Source organism: Pseudomonas hamedanensis (assembly GCF_014268595.2).
Taxonomy (GTDB): Bacteria; Pseudomonadota; Gammaproteobacteria; order Pseudomonadales; family Pseudomonadaceae; genus Aquipseudomonas; species Aquipseudomonas hamedanensis.
The window spans coordinates 549,920-565,266 of sequence record NZ_CP077091.1 but is presented as its reverse complement, the minus strand read 5'-3'; the positions used below and the strand labels follow the sequence as shown (position 1 = coordinate 565,266).

At 58.1% G+C, this 15,347-nt stretch carries 19 protein-coding genes; 7 read left to right on the top strand and 12 right to left on the bottom strand.

Going from position 1 to position 15,347, the window contains the following annotated elements:
• Positions 1–526 precede the first annotated feature (526 nt).
• The 3 genes from HU739_RS02540 to HU739_RS02530 form a co-directional block, all read right to left on the bottom strand.
• Positions 527–1,453: a LysR family transcriptional regulator gene (locus tag HU739_RS02540; RefSeq protein WP_186546562.1), complete on the bottom strand. Its 927-nt coding sequence runs from the start codon at positions 1,451–1,453 to the stop codon at positions 527–529.
• Positions 1,450–2,424: a quinone oxidoreductase family protein gene (locus tag HU739_RS02535; RefSeq protein ID WP_186546564.1), complete on the bottom strand. Its 975-nt coding sequence runs from the start codon at positions 2,422–2,424 to the stop codon at positions 1,450–1,452. The genes HU739_RS02540 and HU739_RS02535 overlap by 4 nt, the downstream gene beginning before the upstream one ends.
• Before the next feature lie 199 nt (positions 2,425–2,623).
• The gene (locus HU739_RS02530; protein WP_186546566.1) at positions 2,624–3,118 is read right to left on the bottom strand and encodes an anti-virulence regulator CigR family protein; all 495 of its coding nucleotides are present in this window, start codon (positions 3,116–3,118) and stop codon (positions 2,624–2,626) included.
• A 129-nt stretch (positions 3,119–3,247) separates the two neighbouring features.
• Here HU739_RS02530 and HU739_RS02525 point away from each other — a divergent pair, with 129 nt between their 5' ends.
• Positions 3,248–3,409 (top strand): DUF2986 domain-containing protein, encoded by a 162-nt coding sequence (locus tag HU739_RS02525; RefSeq protein WP_186546568.1) that lies wholly within the window; start codon positions 3,248–3,250, stop codon positions 3,407–3,409.
• Between the two features lie 425 nt (positions 3,410–3,834).
• Here HU739_RS02525 and HU739_RS02520 read toward each other — a convergent pair whose 3' ends face one another.
• The 7 genes from HU739_RS02520 to HU739_RS02490 form a co-directional block, all read right to left on the bottom strand.
• On the bottom strand, positions 3,835–4,647 hold the full coding sequence (locus HU739_RS02520; protein WP_186546570.1) for a DUF3618 domain-containing protein: 813 nt from the start codon (positions 4,645–4,647) through the stop codon (positions 3,835–3,837).
• Positions 4,644–5,072, bottom strand: a complete 429-nt coding sequence (locus HU739_RS02515) for a phage holin family protein (protein WP_186546572.1) — start codon at positions 5,070–5,072, stop codon at positions 4,644–4,646. The genes HU739_RS02520 and HU739_RS02515 overlap by 4 nt, the downstream gene beginning before the upstream one ends.
• The gene (locus HU739_RS02510; RefSeq protein WP_186546574.1) at positions 5,072–5,719 is read right to left on the bottom strand and encodes a hypothetical protein; all 648 of its coding nucleotides are present in this window, start codon (positions 5,717–5,719) and stop codon (positions 5,072–5,074) included. Before HU739_RS02510 ends, HU739_RS02515 begins: the two co-directional genes overlap by 1 nt.
• Before the next feature lie 202 nt (positions 5,720–5,921).
• A complete protein-coding gene (locus HU739_RS02505; RefSeq protein WP_186546576.1) occupies positions 5,922–7,058 on the bottom strand; it encodes a sensor histidine kinase in 1,137 nt (378 codons plus the stop codon).
• 160 nt (positions 7,059–7,218) lie between these two features.
• On the bottom strand, positions 7,219–7,521 hold the full coding sequence (locus tag HU739_RS02500; protein ID WP_186546578.1) for an antibiotic biosynthesis monooxygenase family protein: 303 nt from the start codon (positions 7,519–7,521) through the stop codon (positions 7,219–7,221).
• A gap of 36 nt (positions 7,522–7,557) precedes the next feature.
• The gene (locus tag HU739_RS02495) at positions 7,558–8,532 is read right to left on the bottom strand and encodes a zinc-dependent alcohol dehydrogenase family protein (RefSeq protein WP_186546580.1); all 975 of its coding nucleotides are present in this window, start codon (positions 8,530–8,532) and stop codon (positions 7,558–7,560) included.
• 63 nt (positions 8,533–8,595) lie between these two features.
• Complete coding sequence (locus HU739_RS02490; protein ID WP_186546582.1) at positions 8,596–8,898, bottom strand: ArsR/SmtB family transcription factor; 303 nt, start codon at positions 8,896–8,898, stop codon at positions 8,596–8,598.
• 220 nt (positions 8,899–9,118) lie between these two features.
• Here HU739_RS02490 and gstA point away from each other — a divergent pair, with 220 nt between their 5' ends.
• On the top strand, positions 9,119–9,727 hold the full coding sequence (gene gstA / locus HU739_RS02485; protein WP_186546584.1) for a glutathione transferase GstA: 609 nt from the start codon (positions 9,119–9,121) through the stop codon (positions 9,725–9,727).
• Positions 9,728–9,826: 99 nt separating this feature from the next.
• Here the strand turns inward: gstA and HU739_RS02480 are convergent, their stop codons facing one another.
• Positions 9,827–10,696 (bottom strand): NmrA/HSCARG family protein, encoded by an 870-nt coding sequence (locus HU739_RS02480; RefSeq protein WP_186546586.1) that lies wholly within the window; start codon positions 10,694–10,696, stop codon positions 9,827–9,829.
• A gap of 120 nt (positions 10,697–10,816) precedes the next feature.
• Here HU739_RS02480 and HU739_RS02475 point away from each other — a divergent pair, with 120 nt between their 5' ends.
• Positions 10,817–11,701 carry a LysR family transcriptional regulator gene (locus tag HU739_RS02475; protein ID WP_186546587.1) on the top strand — a complete coding sequence of 295 codons (885 nt, stop codon included), beginning with the start codon at positions 10,817–10,819 and terminating at the stop codon, positions 11,699–11,701.
• Positions 11,702–11,766: 65 nt separating this feature from the next.
• Here the strand turns inward: HU739_RS02475 and HU739_RS02470 are convergent, their stop codons facing one another.
• Entirely contained in the window at positions 11,767–12,633 is an 867-nt protein-coding gene (locus HU739_RS02470; protein ID WP_186546589.1) for a LysR family transcriptional regulator, read from the bottom strand.
• 142 nt (positions 12,634–12,775) lie between these two features.
• Between HU739_RS02470 and HU739_RS02465 the strand changes: the two genes are divergently transcribed.
• The 4 genes from HU739_RS02465 to HU739_RS02450 all read left to right on the top strand — a co-directional run bounded on the left by HU739_RS02465 (position 12,776) and on the right by HU739_RS02450 (position 15,314).
• Entirely contained in the window at positions 12,776–13,750 is a 975-nt protein-coding gene (locus HU739_RS02465; protein WP_186546591.1) for a hypothetical protein, read from the top strand.
• 143 nt (positions 13,751–13,893) lie between these two features.
• Entirely contained in the window at positions 13,894–14,661 is a 768-nt protein-coding gene (locus HU739_RS02460; protein WP_186546593.1) for a sulfite exporter TauE/SafE family protein, read from the top strand.
• A gap of 90 nt (positions 14,662–14,751) precedes the next feature.
• Positions 14,752–14,991, top strand: a complete 240-nt coding sequence (locus tag HU739_RS02455; protein ID WP_186546596.1) for a hypothetical protein — start codon at positions 14,752–14,754, stop codon at positions 14,989–14,991.
• Positions 14,992–15,065: 74 nt separating this feature from the next.
• Positions 15,066–15,314, top strand: a complete 249-nt coding sequence (locus tag HU739_RS02450) for a DUF6555 family protein (protein WP_186546597.1) — start codon at positions 15,066–15,068, stop codon at positions 15,312–15,314.
• Positions 15,315–15,347 lie beyond the last annotated feature (33 nt).

Here is a 15,347-nt window from a genome sequence, read left to right as displayed (position 1 = left end):
CATCCTGAAACCCTGTGAGAGTGGGCTTGCTCACGAAGGCGTCGGGTCAGGCGATTCATTTGTATCTGGAGGACCGCTTTCGCGGGCAAGCCCGCTTGTGTCTTTGGTTGTCAGCAGACTTTTCGGCACCAACAAATACCCATGTGGGAGCGAGCTTGCTCGCGAAGGCAATCTGTCAGCCAGAGCAGTGTTGACTGACCCGGCGCTTTCGCGGGCAAGCCCGCTCCCACAGTGTCTTTGGTTGTCAGCAGACTTTGCGGCCCTGCAAATAACCATGTGGGAGCGAGCCTGCTCGCGAAGGCAATCTGTCAGCCAGAACAGTGTTGGCTGATCCGGCGCTTTCGCGAGCAAGCTCGCTCCCACAGGTTTGTTTGGGTGTCAGCAGACTTTTCGGCACCAACAAATATCCATGTGGGAGCGAGCTTGCTCGCGAAGGCAATCTGTCAGCCAGAACAGTGTTGGCTGATCCGGCGCTTTCGCGAGCAGGCTCGCTCCCACAGGGAATCGGGTTATCAGTTTGTCGCGATCAAACCGCCCACGGTGGCGCGGGGTCAAACTTCGCTTCGATCCACTGTTTGAAGGCCACCACCGCCGCTGCCGGAAACCTCGCCGAGGGCCGGACCAGGTAGACGCCGCCGGCCGTATCCAGTTGCCAGTCCGGCAGCACCTGAGTCAGCGTTCCGGCGGCAAGGTCGCGGCTCATCAGCCAGTCGCCGGCACCGAGAATACCGGCTCCGGCGCGGGCGGCGGCGAGCAGCGATTCGCTGTCGCTGGCGGTCAGGTTGCCCTTGGGCGTGAGGGTTTGCAGCTCGTCGCCGCGATGCAGTCGCCACAACGGGAATGACGCCAGCCCGCTGAAGCGCAGGCAATTGTGCTGGAGCAAATCCTGCGGTGTTTGCGGTGTTCCGTGAGCATCGAGGTACGCCGGCGATGCGCACAAAATCCGTCGATGATCGCTGAGTTTTTTCGCGGTCAGGCGGTTGTCGTCCAGCTCGCCGATACGGATCGCCGCATCAAAACCCTGCTCGATGATGTCGACCAGGCCCTCGCTGTAGTCGGCAACAATCGAGACCTGCGGATAAGCCTTGAGAAACTCCGGCAACAGCGGCCCGAGCCACAACCGGCCCATCGCGGCCGGCAAGGCGAGGCGCAAGGTGCCGCGCACTTCGTTGGCACCCTGCACCGCTTGCTGCTGCGCCTCGTTCATCAGCGCAACGGCTGCACGCAGGCGCCGTTCCAGTTGAGCACCGGCCTCGGTGATACGCACCTGGCGCGTCGAGCGCTCCACCAGGCGAACCCCCAGGCGTTTTTCCATCGCCGCCAAGCGTTTCGAAACGATCGTGGGATGACGCTGCAACAAGCGACCGGCCGCGACAAACGACCCTTGCGCGGCGACGGCCAGAAAGGCAGCGATCTCATCGCTGTGTTGATTGCTCAGAACATCAAGATTCATGGTTTTAGAATGATCGCTCCCGATGATCGACCCGACTCCAGCTCGGCGTGCGCGGCTGCGGCGTCGGCCAGTGGATAGCGCGCCCAGATCCGTGGCGTGATGATACCGGCGGCGACGGCGGCCAGCACATCTTGTGCACGCTCCTGATACTCAGCAGCGCTTGCAGTGTGTGCCGCCAGTGACGGACGCGTGAGAAACAGCGAACCCTTGGCATTGAGTGTCGCCAGTTCCACCGCTGACGGCGCACCGCTCTGCGCGCCGAACGAGACCATCAAACCGCGGGGACGCAAGCTGTCCAGCGAAGCCTGGAAAGACACCCGGCCAATCGGGTCGTACACCACGTCAACCTTGCGCCCGTCGGTGATTCGCGCCACCTCGGCGGCCAGGGTTTCAGCATCAAATACCAGCACCTCATCGCAGCCGATCGACCGCGCCTTGTCGACACTGGCCGGTTTCGATACCACGCCAATCACCGTGGCGCCCAAGTGTCTGGCCCACGGCACCATGATTTCCCCCAGACCACCCGCGACGCCATAGAGCAGCATCGTCGTCCCCGGCCCCACCGGATACGTCGACTTCAACAGATACTGCGCAGTAATGCCTTTGAACAGCACTGCCGCAGCCTCATCGAAGGACAGTTCATCAGGAATCTTCACCAATCGATCCGCCGGAAACAACCGCGCCGACGCATAACCGCCCAAAGGCCCGGTGGCGTAGGCAACGCGATCCCCGACGCGCACGTGGCTGACACCGTCACCGACCGCGGCGACACGGCCCGCGCCTTCCAGGCCAAGGCCCGAAGGCAACGCCACCGGCACCGCGCCTTTGCGCTGGCTGACGTCGAGAAAGTTGACGCCCACCGCCTCTTGTTCAAGCCAGACTTCACCCTGCCCTGGCGTTTGCACGCTCACGGTGTGCAGGTGCAGGACCTCGGGGTTGCCCGTTTCGGTAAAGCGGATTGCGCTCGCCATGCTTATCTCCGTTCAGTCATTAACCGTTGAACCCAGTGTGAAAGCTCAAGCCTGGACGAACAAGCCACGCTATTTGCAGTTCATTGCTGCACCAGTTGCAGCTATAGCGACGCAGCACCGCCAGTGCAAACAATCAGAGTGAAAGGGAAAATGGCTGACTGGGCGGCAGACAAAACGGCTGCCGCCTCATGAGGCAGGTTTAATCAAAAGCGCCGTTGAGCACTTCGTAGATCAACCCGGTGGCCAGCGCGACGAGGATCAGGTCCGTGCCCACTTGCTGCCATTCATAGCCGTCATAGTGCGGCAAGTGGCCGAGCAAACGCCCGTCGAGTTTTTTCGCGATACCCGGTGGCAGCGGTTTGCCGCGCGCCAGATTCTTTTGAATGCCCGGCGGCAAGGGCTTTCCGGGATTCCAGTATTCGCCGCGATAGCCGCCGATGACGCCGAGGATGTTGCCACGATCGACACTCGGTCCGCCGCCGTGGTTACCGGAGGATTTTTGCCCTTTGTTGCCAGACCCTTGATTGCCGTAGTCCTGCATGTTCTGCGGCTTGCCCTTGCCATTACCCTGGCCGCCCTGATTGCCCTGCCCGCCCTGGCCTTTTCCGTTACCAGGGTCCGCCAGCGCCGTGACACTGCCAACTACCAGCGCAAGGCAGGACAGCGCTGTAACCAGTCTGCGAGCTTTTCTCATGTGCGGCTCCTTCAGTTCGGGGGTGCTTTAAAGCATAGGCGTTTGTGTCCAGCCTGACGCATTTTTTCTTGCTGGGGACATCGGCTTGCGTCAGGATTCGCCCCCTTCCCCACCCCGGTTGAAACGGCCATGAATCGTCAGAAAAAGCTGCAGCAGTTGTTCAAGGAAAAAGCCAAAAAGGCCAACGCCAAACTCGCGCCGAAAAAGCCCAAGTACATTTGCAAGGCGGATCGCTTGAAACTGGAAGCCGAAGCCGCCGTGCAAGCGACTGCCAACAATACGGATAGCTGAGCGAGCGAGCTGCGTCATCAGGCTGTCTGCCGTGACGTCAGCCCCCTCAAATCGCTGTGGAGTGAGCTTGCTCGTGAAGGGGTCGGGCCAAGAGTTCATCCAAGTTGAATACCGCTTTCGCGAGCAGGCTCGCTCCCACAGGGATTAGCGTTGGGCACTCAATTTGCGGACCGCCACAAAACAGTGTGGGAGCGGGCTTGCTCGCGAAGGCGTCAGGTCAGGCACATCACCTTGACTGGCACACCGCTTTCGCGAGCAGCCTCGCTCCCACAGGGATTAGCGTTGGGCACTCAATTTGCCGACCGCCACAAAACAGTGTGGGAGTGAGCTTGCTCACGAAGGGGCCGTGTCAGGTATACCCAGGTCGAATGACACACCACTTTCGCGAGCAAGCCCTTTTTACAGGTCCGCCCTTTTCACTCAGCTCAGGAGGTACCCAAGCCTTCGGAAAGGTCCGAAGACGAGTTTTTCGGCGGTTCCGCTGGCGTTGCCGGCTCCTTGTGTTCAGTGGTTCGCGTCACCGTATCGCGCACCGCGTCGTAACCCTCCTGGGCCTTCTGTTTTGCTTTGTCGACCATCCCGGCGCTGGCCCGGCCCATGTAGCGCTGTTCGGTCGAAGTCGTCGGCAAGGCCGCGCCGAGCAAGGCACCCAAGGCGACACCCGCGGCAGCGACCATTAGCGGTTGCTCCTTGAGCATTTGATTGAACTGTTGCCCCAAGGCCTGAGAACTGTGCGAAAGCCGATCGCTGGCACCATGCATCGCATGGCTAAGATGTTCCTTGGCAGCGCCGACGTTTTCCCCCAAGTGCCCGGCTTTGCCTCTGAACGACTGGTAGCCCTGCTTCAGAGAATCGCCGGTGTGATGCAAGTGCTCGCGGGCGCTGTCGATACCGTCCGCCAGACCATCCGCCCACTCGCCGGCCTGGTCCTGATCCGGCCCGGTGCGGTACGTCGGTTGCGGGGCCGGAGGGCGATTCTGGCTCATCATCAGCCAGAGCAGGCCCACCGATGTCAGCACCGCAGGCACTGGATTGTTGCGTACGCTGGTGCCCAGGTTGGTAAAGAACATCGACCCGTTGTTCTGCATCATGCCCCACGCCTGATCGATCATCTGGCCGGGGGTGAATTTGCTTTCCAGTTGATCGACGATGTTGCCGATGCTCGCGCGTTGAGCATCGATTTCCCGCTCGATCTGCTCAGGGCGCTTTTGCGCTTCGGTATCCAGTTCGCTTTTCATGAGGCTTTCCTCCGCAACGCTTCTTGATCTTTGTTCAACGCATCCAGGGTGCGATCAGGTTTGAAATGGGACGGCTCGAATTGTTTTTTCCCCGACTGCAACATGGCGAAGCCGATGATCATCACCACCACGCCGACGATCAGCGCGGCCAGCCAGGGCGCCATGAACAGGCTCAAGCCATAGACCGCCGCCAACAGCAGGATGATGAAGCCGGCCAGAAAAACGATCGCGCCACCGGCGACCGCGGCCATCCCGGCCTTGAGGGTGGTGAGGCTGGCCTGCAGTTCGGCTTTGGCCAGCGCGAGTTCCTTGGTGAACAATGCCGGCACTTCCCGGGACAGTTGCCGTAACAGGCCTACCACCGATGCATCGTCCGGTTGGCCAGTGGAGCGTGCTCCGGTCAGATCGGATTCGTCTCTGTTCATCACAGTTCTCCTTTGCGGTCGGTTGCAGGCGCCACGAAAGCGCCCGCGGCGTCAGACGGATGATCGTGTTCGTTGGGAGAGGTCGGCGTGATGCCGGTGGCGAGTCCCGGGCCGGGATCGGTCGCAGACGCCATGGAGGACTCATAAGGTCGCTGGGCGCCAAAGCCGCCGGCCGGTGGCGTCGAGGTGCCGGCCGCTGGATCTTGCTCGGCACTGACCGTGGCCGCCGCCGCGGTGCCCGCCTTGAGAAACCGCGACAGACCGAAACCGATGGCGACGCTGCCGGCAATGAACAGCGCGGGATTGCTGCGGGCCAGACTGGCCGCATCGTGCAACAGCTGCTCGGCACTCTTGCCGCGCAGGTTATCGGCCAGCCCGGTCATCGACTCGGCCATGTCGTTGAGGTAATCGGACATGCCCAGCGTGTCGCTGTCCGGCAGCTCGGAGACGAAACTTTTCGCACCCTGCGCCAGCGCTTCGATTTGCTCGGCGGCGGTGTCGCGATACTGACCGAATTGCGCATCGGCCTGCTGCCGCGCCCCGCCCAGCGCTTCGCTGACGTCATCCTTCAAATGCTGAAAACCCTGCTCAGGCTGGCCCTTCGGATCGCCTGATTCAAACCCTGACCTGCTGTCTGAAGTATTCATGTGGTCCCTCGCCTTCTCATTGAAAACGGGACTACACGGCAACGTTGCCCTGAGCCCCCACATAAAAAGGGACGAGGCTGGGTGCTGGAGAGTTCAAAGAGGTTGATGAGCGAGCAGCGTCAGCAAAAGCTCGGCGACGAACGGTTTCAACTTGATTGCCGGTCACCGACACACCCTGACGTGCGTCGGCGCCGCGCATCGGCTACGAATCGGCAGGAGCGATCGGCAGCCGCACGAGAAAAATCGTCCCGCCCGCCAGATCAGAGCTGACATCGATCGAGCCGGCGTGTGAGGCGACAATTTCCGACGCGATGAACAGGCCCAGCCCCAGTCCCTCGACCGGCCCGTGATCAATCGCCGAACGCTGCGAAAACCGCCCCATCGGATTGAAAATAAACGGCAGGACGTCCTCAGGTATCGGCTCACCGCCGTTGTGCACCTTGAACACCGCGCAGTGCTCGGACAGGTCCAGCTCGACGGTGACCGGGATTCGATTGTCGCCGTGCGTCACCGCATTGCTGACGATGTTGGAAAACACCTGTTCCATCCTGGCGCCATCAAACTCGCCCGCCACCGCAGCCTTCGCTTCAAACACCACGTTGGCTTGAGGATGAAAGGCGCGGATTTCCTCGACAACGCGCTCGCACAGCGGCGTGAGATCGATACGTGTCTTTTTCACCGGAATGCCAGGGCCCATCTGGCAGCGCGTCAAGTCCAGCAGATCGCCGACGATCTGGCTCGCTCGCTGCACGCTGGAATATATCTGGTTGGCAACCTTGCTCGACCGGGCGTCGCCGGTCTTGGAACGCCTCAGCAGATCGGCACCCAACAGGATCGCGCCCAGCGGTGTGCGCAGGTCATGCCCCAGGATGCCCAAAAACACGTTGCGGGAGGCTTCAACCGCTCGGGAATAACTGGCAATCGACTCCGCCAGCGCCTGATCGATGGCTTCATGGAAGCGAGTCATGTCGTCGATATCGATCGACTTGCCTTGCTTGACTTGACTCATCCACTGATTCAGCACACTGGTGCGCAAGGCGCGGTATTCCGAGACCATCTGATCGATGGTGAAACCGGCCATCAGGCGCGTCACCGCATGGGTCTCGGCGGCGGTCTCGCGTTCGTCTCGCGGTGCCAGCCCCTGGGCTTTGGCCACTTGTTCGCGCACCGTCTGCCGGGTCCGCAGATCCAGGGCAATGGCCTGCAACATCTGCTCGGCATGATCGCGTAATGCCGCACTGTCGAGCTCCGCCCCCGGCGTCTCGATGGTTCTGGCGAAGTCTTCCCAGGCCTGCAGAATCGGCTCAAGGTTCTCAAGAATGAAATCTGGCAGGCGCATATCGGGTGATCCTGAAGGGGGCTGTGTAGACGCCAGCAGGGCCGGCGCCTCGCAGCCTACCACCAAAGCACCCGTCACAAGCGGCCGGCGACTCAACTGCTCGAGCCATGGCCTGCCCGATCCAACGCCGTATGCGTATCGGCTGCAGGGTTGATCACGCTCAGAAGCCAGGAAAAGCACCACCCTCAACGTGGTAGACGTTCGGTGCCGCTGAAAAATAGGCCTCCAGCCCCTGCATGAACCGCTGATGGTCGTCACTCTGCTCGAACCCCGGCGAGTGGTCCTTCAGTGATCGCCATCGCACGATCAGGTTGAATTGTTCGGGGCTTTCAATGCCTTGCGCCAGTAAGTGGCCGCCATACCCCTCGGCGCGGGTGAGCAACGGCTCGACCTGGCTAAATGCGCGTTTGAAGGCTTCGGTGCGTTCCAGGTGCACGGGCAGCACAGCGATTTCATAAACCATGACGTTTCTCCAAATGACTGTGAATGCAGAGCGCATTCAAGCGATGAGCGAAGGCTCGACGGCAATGGCGATTTTGCCCAGCAAACCGTTGTTGGGGCTCTCCAGGCGGGCGTGGGCGAGTGGGATGTCGGCCAGCGAATAGACGGCGCCAACGTGTGGCCGAAGCTGGCCGCGATCGACCAGTGCACTCAATTCATCGAGCTTGCCGCGGTTCTGGCGAGTGAACACGAAGTGATAGCTGGCATTCTTGCCCCAGGCTTGAACGAGGTTTTGTGGCTGCGTGATGTCTACGATGGAAACGATGCGGCCCAACTGAGCGAGCGCGTCGGGGCTGCGCGTCAGGGTATCGCCGCCGATGGTGTCGAATACCACATCAACGCCATGGCCAGCGGTCTCACGCATGATTGCTTCGACGTAATCCTCTTGGGTGTAGTCGATGACCACGTCGGCGCCCATGCTTCGCGCGAAGTCGGCGTTGGCCTCGCGCACGGTCGTGAACACTCTGGCGCCGATGGCTTTCGCCAACTGGATCGCCACATGACCGACACCGCCCGCACCGCCGTGGATCAGAATGCTTTCGCCTACTCGCAGCGCCGCGCGCACGGTCAAAGCCTCCCAGACCGTGCCACCCACCAGGCTCAGACTCGCCGCCTCAAGGTGGCTCAGTGAGGCAGGCTTGCGAGCGATGATGCTTTCAGCCGCCACGTGGTATTGGGCATAACTGCCCTGCCCGTCGAATATCTGCGGGGTGTACCAGACCTCGTCGCCCGGCGTGAAAGCTGTGACACCCGGCCCGACAGCTTCGACAACGCCGGAGACATCGTGGCCGGTGATGGCAGGCAGTGGCACCAGCTCGGGATAGTCACCACGCCGCACTTGATAATCCAGCGGATTAATGGAGGTGGCGTGCACCCGGACGAGGACTTGCCCCGCTTGCGGCACTGGCTTGGGCACGTCGCTGAGTTCAAAAGATTCAGGACCGCCGAATGCTTTGAGAATCATCGCTTTCATGGCAAAACCTCGTATCGATAAAGAGGGATATCGAGATATTTCGATATCCTGTAGTAAAAAAATCTACAGCTCTTTCCCTATGATCTCTGCAAGCGCGCTGATGGCTGCCTCATTGCGTTTGTAGTAGGTCCATTGACCGATGCGCCGCACTTCAACCAGCCCTACGCGTTGCAACGTGGCGAGATAACTCGACACCGTAGACTGTGACAGGCCGATACCTTCCTGAATGCTGCTGACGCAGACGCCCTCGATGAAAACATCGCCCTCGTCCTGCGGGGGGAAATTTTTCACGGGATCCTTCAAGCCTTCGAGAATCTTCAGGCGTGTCGGGTTCGAGAGGGCTTTGAATATTTCGATCAGTTCCATGCGCCGAGGATATCGAGATTCTTAGATATGTCAATACGCCACGTTTCAGAATCCGGACCGCGACCGACACTGATTTATCGATGCGCCAGCAAGGGCCCTCAATGGGTTATAAGGAAACGACCGCCATGGATAGACTTCGAAAAACAACATCCACAGCCGTTTCAAGCCAGGAATGGCCCCACGTTCGGGTACGCGTTGCCCACTAAAAAAGGAGATGCACATGAAGCTGTACTTCGCCCCCATGACCTGCTCGCTGTCGCCGCACATCGTGCTGCGCGAACTCGGTCTGCCTTTCGAATTGATCCGGGTCAACAACAAGACCAAAGCCACGGCAGACAACCGGGACTTTCGCGACATCAACCCCAAGGGCTACGTCGCCGCACTGGTGCTGGACAACGGCCAGGTACTGACCGAAGGGCCGGCCATCGTTCAATACCTCGCCGATCAGGTACCGGGCAACTCACTGGCCCCGGCAAACGGCACCTGGGAACGTGCGCGGCTGCAGGAATTGCTCAACTTCATCACCTCGGAAATCCACGGTGGCAGCGCACCGCTGTTTAATCCGGACATCCCTGAGCCGGTAAAAGAAATCTTCCGCCAGAAACTGTTCAAGCGCCTGGATTACCTGAACGATCTGGTGCACCAAGACTATCTGCTGGGCACCTTCGGCCTGGCCGACGCTTACCTGTTCACTGTCCTGAAGTGGTTGCCGTTCTTCAACATCGATATCAAGAACTGGCCAGCGCTGGACGCAATCATGGCGCGCGTAGAAGCGCGTCCAAGCGTGCAGGCCGCGATTGCCGCTGAGGAGGCGACGCAGCCGGTTTGATCGCGAGTGATAGAAGCGGGTCAATGCCAGCTTCTATCACCCTTCAGCACGGATGGGATTGCTAAGCAGCCCACTGGCCCGCCGCGCCGTTTTCGATGATCAGCCTTGCGCTGTAACCTCACGAACAAAATCTTCATACCGGCGCAGCGGCTGCCCGATCAAGGTCTCGAGTTGCGCAACCAATCCCTCGGTCGCGCGCATGCCGAACGTCTGGATGCCCGCCATCATCAAGCGCATGTCATACGCGAGCCAGGCTGGAGCGTACGCCGCCAACTGGCCCTCGAATGCCGCGACATCGTCCCCCCCGTAAGCAATGTCACGATTCAGCGCAGCGCTCCAGATTGTCGACACGGCGTCACCGGTCAATACCTGTGGCCCGACCAATTCAAGGGTTATACGCGGTAGCTTGCCAGGTGCCCGGTCGCGGCGCAGCAACTCGGCAACCGCCACGTCCGCGATGTCCCGCGCATCGATCATCGAAACACCTGCCGAGCCGATCGGCATTGGATAGACCCCGTAATCCTCAATCGTTTTCCGGACCATAAGTTCGTTCTGCATGAAGTACGCCGGGCGCAGGATGGTTGCCGGCAAATCGAGGCTTTCGACCATGCGTTCTACCGTGTATTTGCCAGTGAAGTGCGGAACGTTGGTGAAGAGGTCGGCATGGATTACCGACAGGTAGACGATGCGTTCAATTCCCGCCTCTCGTGCCAGGTTCAGCGTGATCAGCGCTTGCGTGACTTCGTCGGGCGTAACGGCATTGAGCAGAAACAGCGTGCGCACCGACGCCAGCGCCTGGCGCATGGACGGGACGTCGCCGAGGTCAGCGACCACTTCGGTGACGCCGACCGGGAAACCGCGTTTGCCGGTTTGGCGTACGAGGGCTTTGACCTCGGCGCCCGCCTTGGCGAGGCCTTGGGTGACGAGTGAACCGACGGTGCCAGTAGCGCCGATGACGAGAATGCTCATGGTGAATCTCCTGCAGTCGTGGGACCTCGCAATGAGGCCCGTTGAAGCGAAGATAGGTTGTTGCAGAGATAAAGCAGAGACACCAGAATACAGACACTTCGTTTCAAATCCGGAACAGCCATGAACGTCAATGCTCTGCTCGATTTCACCCTCGTCGCTACCCATGAGGGGCTAGGCAAAGCCAGTCGCGCCAGTGGTATTTCCAAAGCCACACTGTCGCGGCGGATCGCCGACCTGGAGGAACAGCTGGGCGTGCGACTGATTGAGCGTAGCGCGCGCGGTTTAAAGCTCACCGAGGCGGGCGAGTTGCTGATGTCGCGAACAGAGGGGCCGTTGAGTGAAGTCGCCGAAGCGATGACGGCGGCGCGTGAAGGTCTGACGACGCCATGTGGACGCCTGCGTATCGCCGCCCCCGTTTTGTTTTCGCAGTTGGCAATGGGCCGCATTGGTGCCGAGTTCTGCGCGGTCCACCCGCAAATCGAGATCGAGGTCGTCGCCGAAGATCGCCTTGTCGACCTCATCGAAGAACAATTCGACGTCGCCATCCGGATCAACCCGAACCCGGACAGCAGCCTGGTGGGCCGCTGCTTCGCCAGGGACCGGCTAGTGGTCGTCGCTGCGCCGGGCGTGGCGAGACCGGTGCCGGGCGCGATCAGTCCGGTACCGGCCATCGTCATGCCGAGTTTCGAGCCGACCCACTGGCGTCTCGATGAAGGGCAACTGATTCTTGAGCCGATCCCCAAGCTGCGGTTTTCTTCGTTCCTGATGATTCGCGACGCGGCAATCGCCAGTGCCGGTGCGGCGCTGCTGCCGCTTTCGATCGCACGCGATTCGCTGGCTCGAGGTGAACTGGTGCAGTGGGGCACGGTGTCGGGTGTGGAACCGCAGCTTTGGGTACTGCACACGTCTCGGCGCCTCGCTGCGCCCAAAGTACGCGCGTTCGTCGAGTTCATCTGCGCTCGCTATCCGGACCGGTCCCTGATCCTGAATGACCAGCGCAATTGATATTGCCGGGCATGTTTATGCTTGCAGAGGACGCACAATCATAGATTATTGCTTTAGAACTGTTATCAACATTTAAATTCTTCCTTTAGCAAATCGGCAAACTTGTCTTTTGCACGATGAAACTCTACTTGTTTGTTCCATATAAAATAATTCTGTACTGGCGTTAAATCTTTAAAAAAATAGCCTTGGATTCCGCCGACCTGCCTGAATTGCTCAAATATACCTCTCGGGACCAACGACACCCCTGCGCCCGAACTTACGCACCCAAGGATGGTTCCATAACTGGCTATGCTTGTTATCGGGCTGGATATTTCGTGCCGCTCCAGCCAGTTTACTAAAGCCTTCCTGTACGGGCATCCCTCGGGCCACATGAATAAATCCACGCCCTGCAGATCCTCAGGCTGGTTTATTGGCCCTGCAGACGGCGAGGCAATCAACACCAGATCCTCTTGGTAGATTTCCATACTTTCAATATCTGCATGTTCCGGGCTGACCGCGATGATTGCCCCATCCAGCTTGTGGCTGACGACATCAGCAGATAATTGCGACCAGTCACCGGTACTGAACTGCATTTGTACCGCAGGATAAAGTTGATGATACCTGGATAATACTTTGGGTAATCTGCCTGTCGCGGACGATTCTATAGCGCCGATCCTGAAATCCCCCGATGGCGCTGACAGCGGATCAAGCGCTCTCTGTGACTCTTCGCACAAAGACAGGATCTTGTTGACGTAGCCGAGAAATAGTCTTCCGGAGGGGCTGATCACCAACCCTCTGCCTTTCCTTATAAATAACAGGACTCCAAGTTCTTGCTCCAGCAATTTGATCCGATTGGTAATGTTGGACGGCACGCAGTGCAACCGTTCAGAGGCACGAACAATACTGCCTTGATCAGCCACCGCCTTAAACATGACCAGTTGCGATAACTCCATGTCAATGCTCATTAAAAATGAATGATCTGATCAGTATAAGTCACTTGTCGCATGTCGACAACTCGAGTTAGTTTCCACGTTGTGACTGGAACAAGTGCTTAAAACCAAACATTTCATCGGTCTTTAGGGAGAAGGACACACCATGAACTCAGCATCGCCGCAGGGTCGTTTGGATACGTTAGAACATCAATCCATGCAAGCATTTGGCGAAACATTTATTCAGGCTCTGCCCAAACACATACGTAATCTGAAAATACCCGGACGCGCAATTGAAGAAAATCAGCGCCGGCAGCCCGTCCTGGCCTATATAGGAAATATCACTGAGCTTCAGGACGCCATGCTTGAGGTACTTCATCATCCGATCACGCAAGAGGCGCAACTTTCCACTGAAAGTACATTCATGGCATTCCTGAAAAAAAAGAGTATAGATTCGTCCGTTCTGAGCTTTTTCAATGGCTGGAATGAAACCCATAAAACCACCAGCCTGGTCTCGGCTAAAATCATCATGCGGCTATCAGCGGATGCGATATCGGTTCCCGCCGAAAAGCGTGAGGGTTATCACAACGTCATGGCACATATGCATGAAGTGGCGAAAGATGATTTCGGTCTTGGACATCAAGGCCATGACGGCATGTACAACTACATGACCGCAGCTTTTGGTGCGACAGCCTGGGTTGAAGATCAATACAAAATTGCTCAATGTAATGAATTTTCGGATTTCCTGTACAACACCGGAATAGCGAAACATAAAACGGCCTTGAATTCCCTGGAACATAAATCTTCGATTATGGATGCGATGATGGTGTCTATCGCATCAGAACTCTGGAATGGGCGAGAATATAATTTCGTCGCTCAATACATAGAAGCAAAGCTACTCGCAACCAATCCATTCTTGAGAACAAATACGCAAAACATGCGTAATGCGAAGGGCTATGTAATGGGGCATTCCGGCGAAGTGGAAAACAAGCACGGTTTGCATGCCGTGGCGGCGGCGCAAGCGTACGGTCAAACGGTAGCGATAGAATTCAAGCCTGCGCGACTGAAGGGCATAATGCTCAATTACAACGAGAGAGTAGGCAATGCATTCTCCGCCATGCACCGGGCTCTGACGGCCTGACATCGCTAGAATAACGGGACACGCCGATCAGACATTCACGCATACGCGATAGAACGATCGGCATATTCTGCCAACATTTAACCCAATCCATGAGCCTGCCATGACCCACCTTGGAAAATTGAAGCCCCGCACGGCCCCACTGCATGGATGTTGAGCACGCCGTTGTTGCATTAGGCTTTTTCGCATTTTGCGGCGGTTTGATAGATGCGGCGGTCGGCGGCGGCGGTCTGGTACAAGTGCCAGCGCTTCTCCACGCCCTGCCCCAGCACAGCCTCGCCGCTGTTTTCGGAACCAATAAACTCGCGGTTCTGGCGGGCAACCTTTCCTCCATATCGGGTTATCTGAAGCGAATAAAAATTCATTGGAAGCTAATACTTCCCACCCTGCTCGCTGCGTTTGTATTTTCGTTTTTGGGCGCCCTCTCAGTCTCGGTTGTCCCGAAGAGACTGATGGAAGTCGTAGTGTTCTTCGTACTGATAGCCATGGCCATCTATACCTTTATCGAGAAAAACCTGGGGCTGGCGGGACGAGACAGACACTTCGGGACGAAAGATATTGCCTTGGGGGTGTTCTTTGGTGGCGTCATCGGTTTTTACGACGGTGTGTTCGGTCCGGGCAGTGGCAGCCTGCTGTTGTTCATTTTTGTTAAGGTCTTTGGCTTTGATTTCTTAAATGCCTCAGCTTCGGCCAAATTGGTCAATCTGGGGACGTTCAGCGCTGCGCTTTTGTTCTTTATTCCCTCAGGTAATGTCTTGTGGGCGATTGGCGGTGTGGTTGCGTTGTGCAACATGGCCGGTTCGCTGACGGGAGTTTTTTTGGCATTACGTTATGGCAGTGGTTTTATCAGAATTTTTTTCCTGGTCCTGCTGGTGTTTCTGATAGGCAGAATGGGGATGAATATCTTTTTCTAGAGAACAAGCTTGAAACGCCTGAGCAGTGACCGGCCACCGGTTGCTGTGTAAGACTCATGCACTGAGAAAATCTGTGCAGAGGACAGAACGTTGGCGTATCTGGATTGGGTGCAATGGCCGGCGATGCTGGTCACCGTACTGGCCGCCTGGCTGATCGGTTCGCAGCAACCGCAACGGCGCATGAGCGGCTTCGTGTGTTTCAGTTTGAGCAATCTGCTGTGGGTGATCTGGGGGGCTTATTCCGGCGCCTATGCGTTGATCGTTTTGCAGATTTGCCTGTTCCTGATGAACCTTCGCGGTTTCAGAAAAAATCAGCGTTTGCGGCGCTGATCGGTCCTGGCGCAAAAGCTTTGAATTTTTTTTGTCGGACAAACTCCTTTGCGTATGAGCGTAAGGAGGAACTCATGCGTAACACTGATCTTTTTGTCATCGAGTACAAACTGCACGACCAGCCCAAATCATTCGTTATTCGCGCCAAGAGCATGCGCAACGCCGATGCCTGGCATTGGGCAAGCTGCGATGCGGGGATTGCGCCCATTCCGAAGCCGGGTAAACCGCCGTTGAAAGTGGTCTCGAAACCCCAGGCCGAGCGCTACGGCATCACGGGCGTGAAGTGGCGCGAGACGGCGGCGCTTGAGTGGACGGATGCTTAGTCAGGGATGGAGCATTGCGCAGATTGTTCCCAC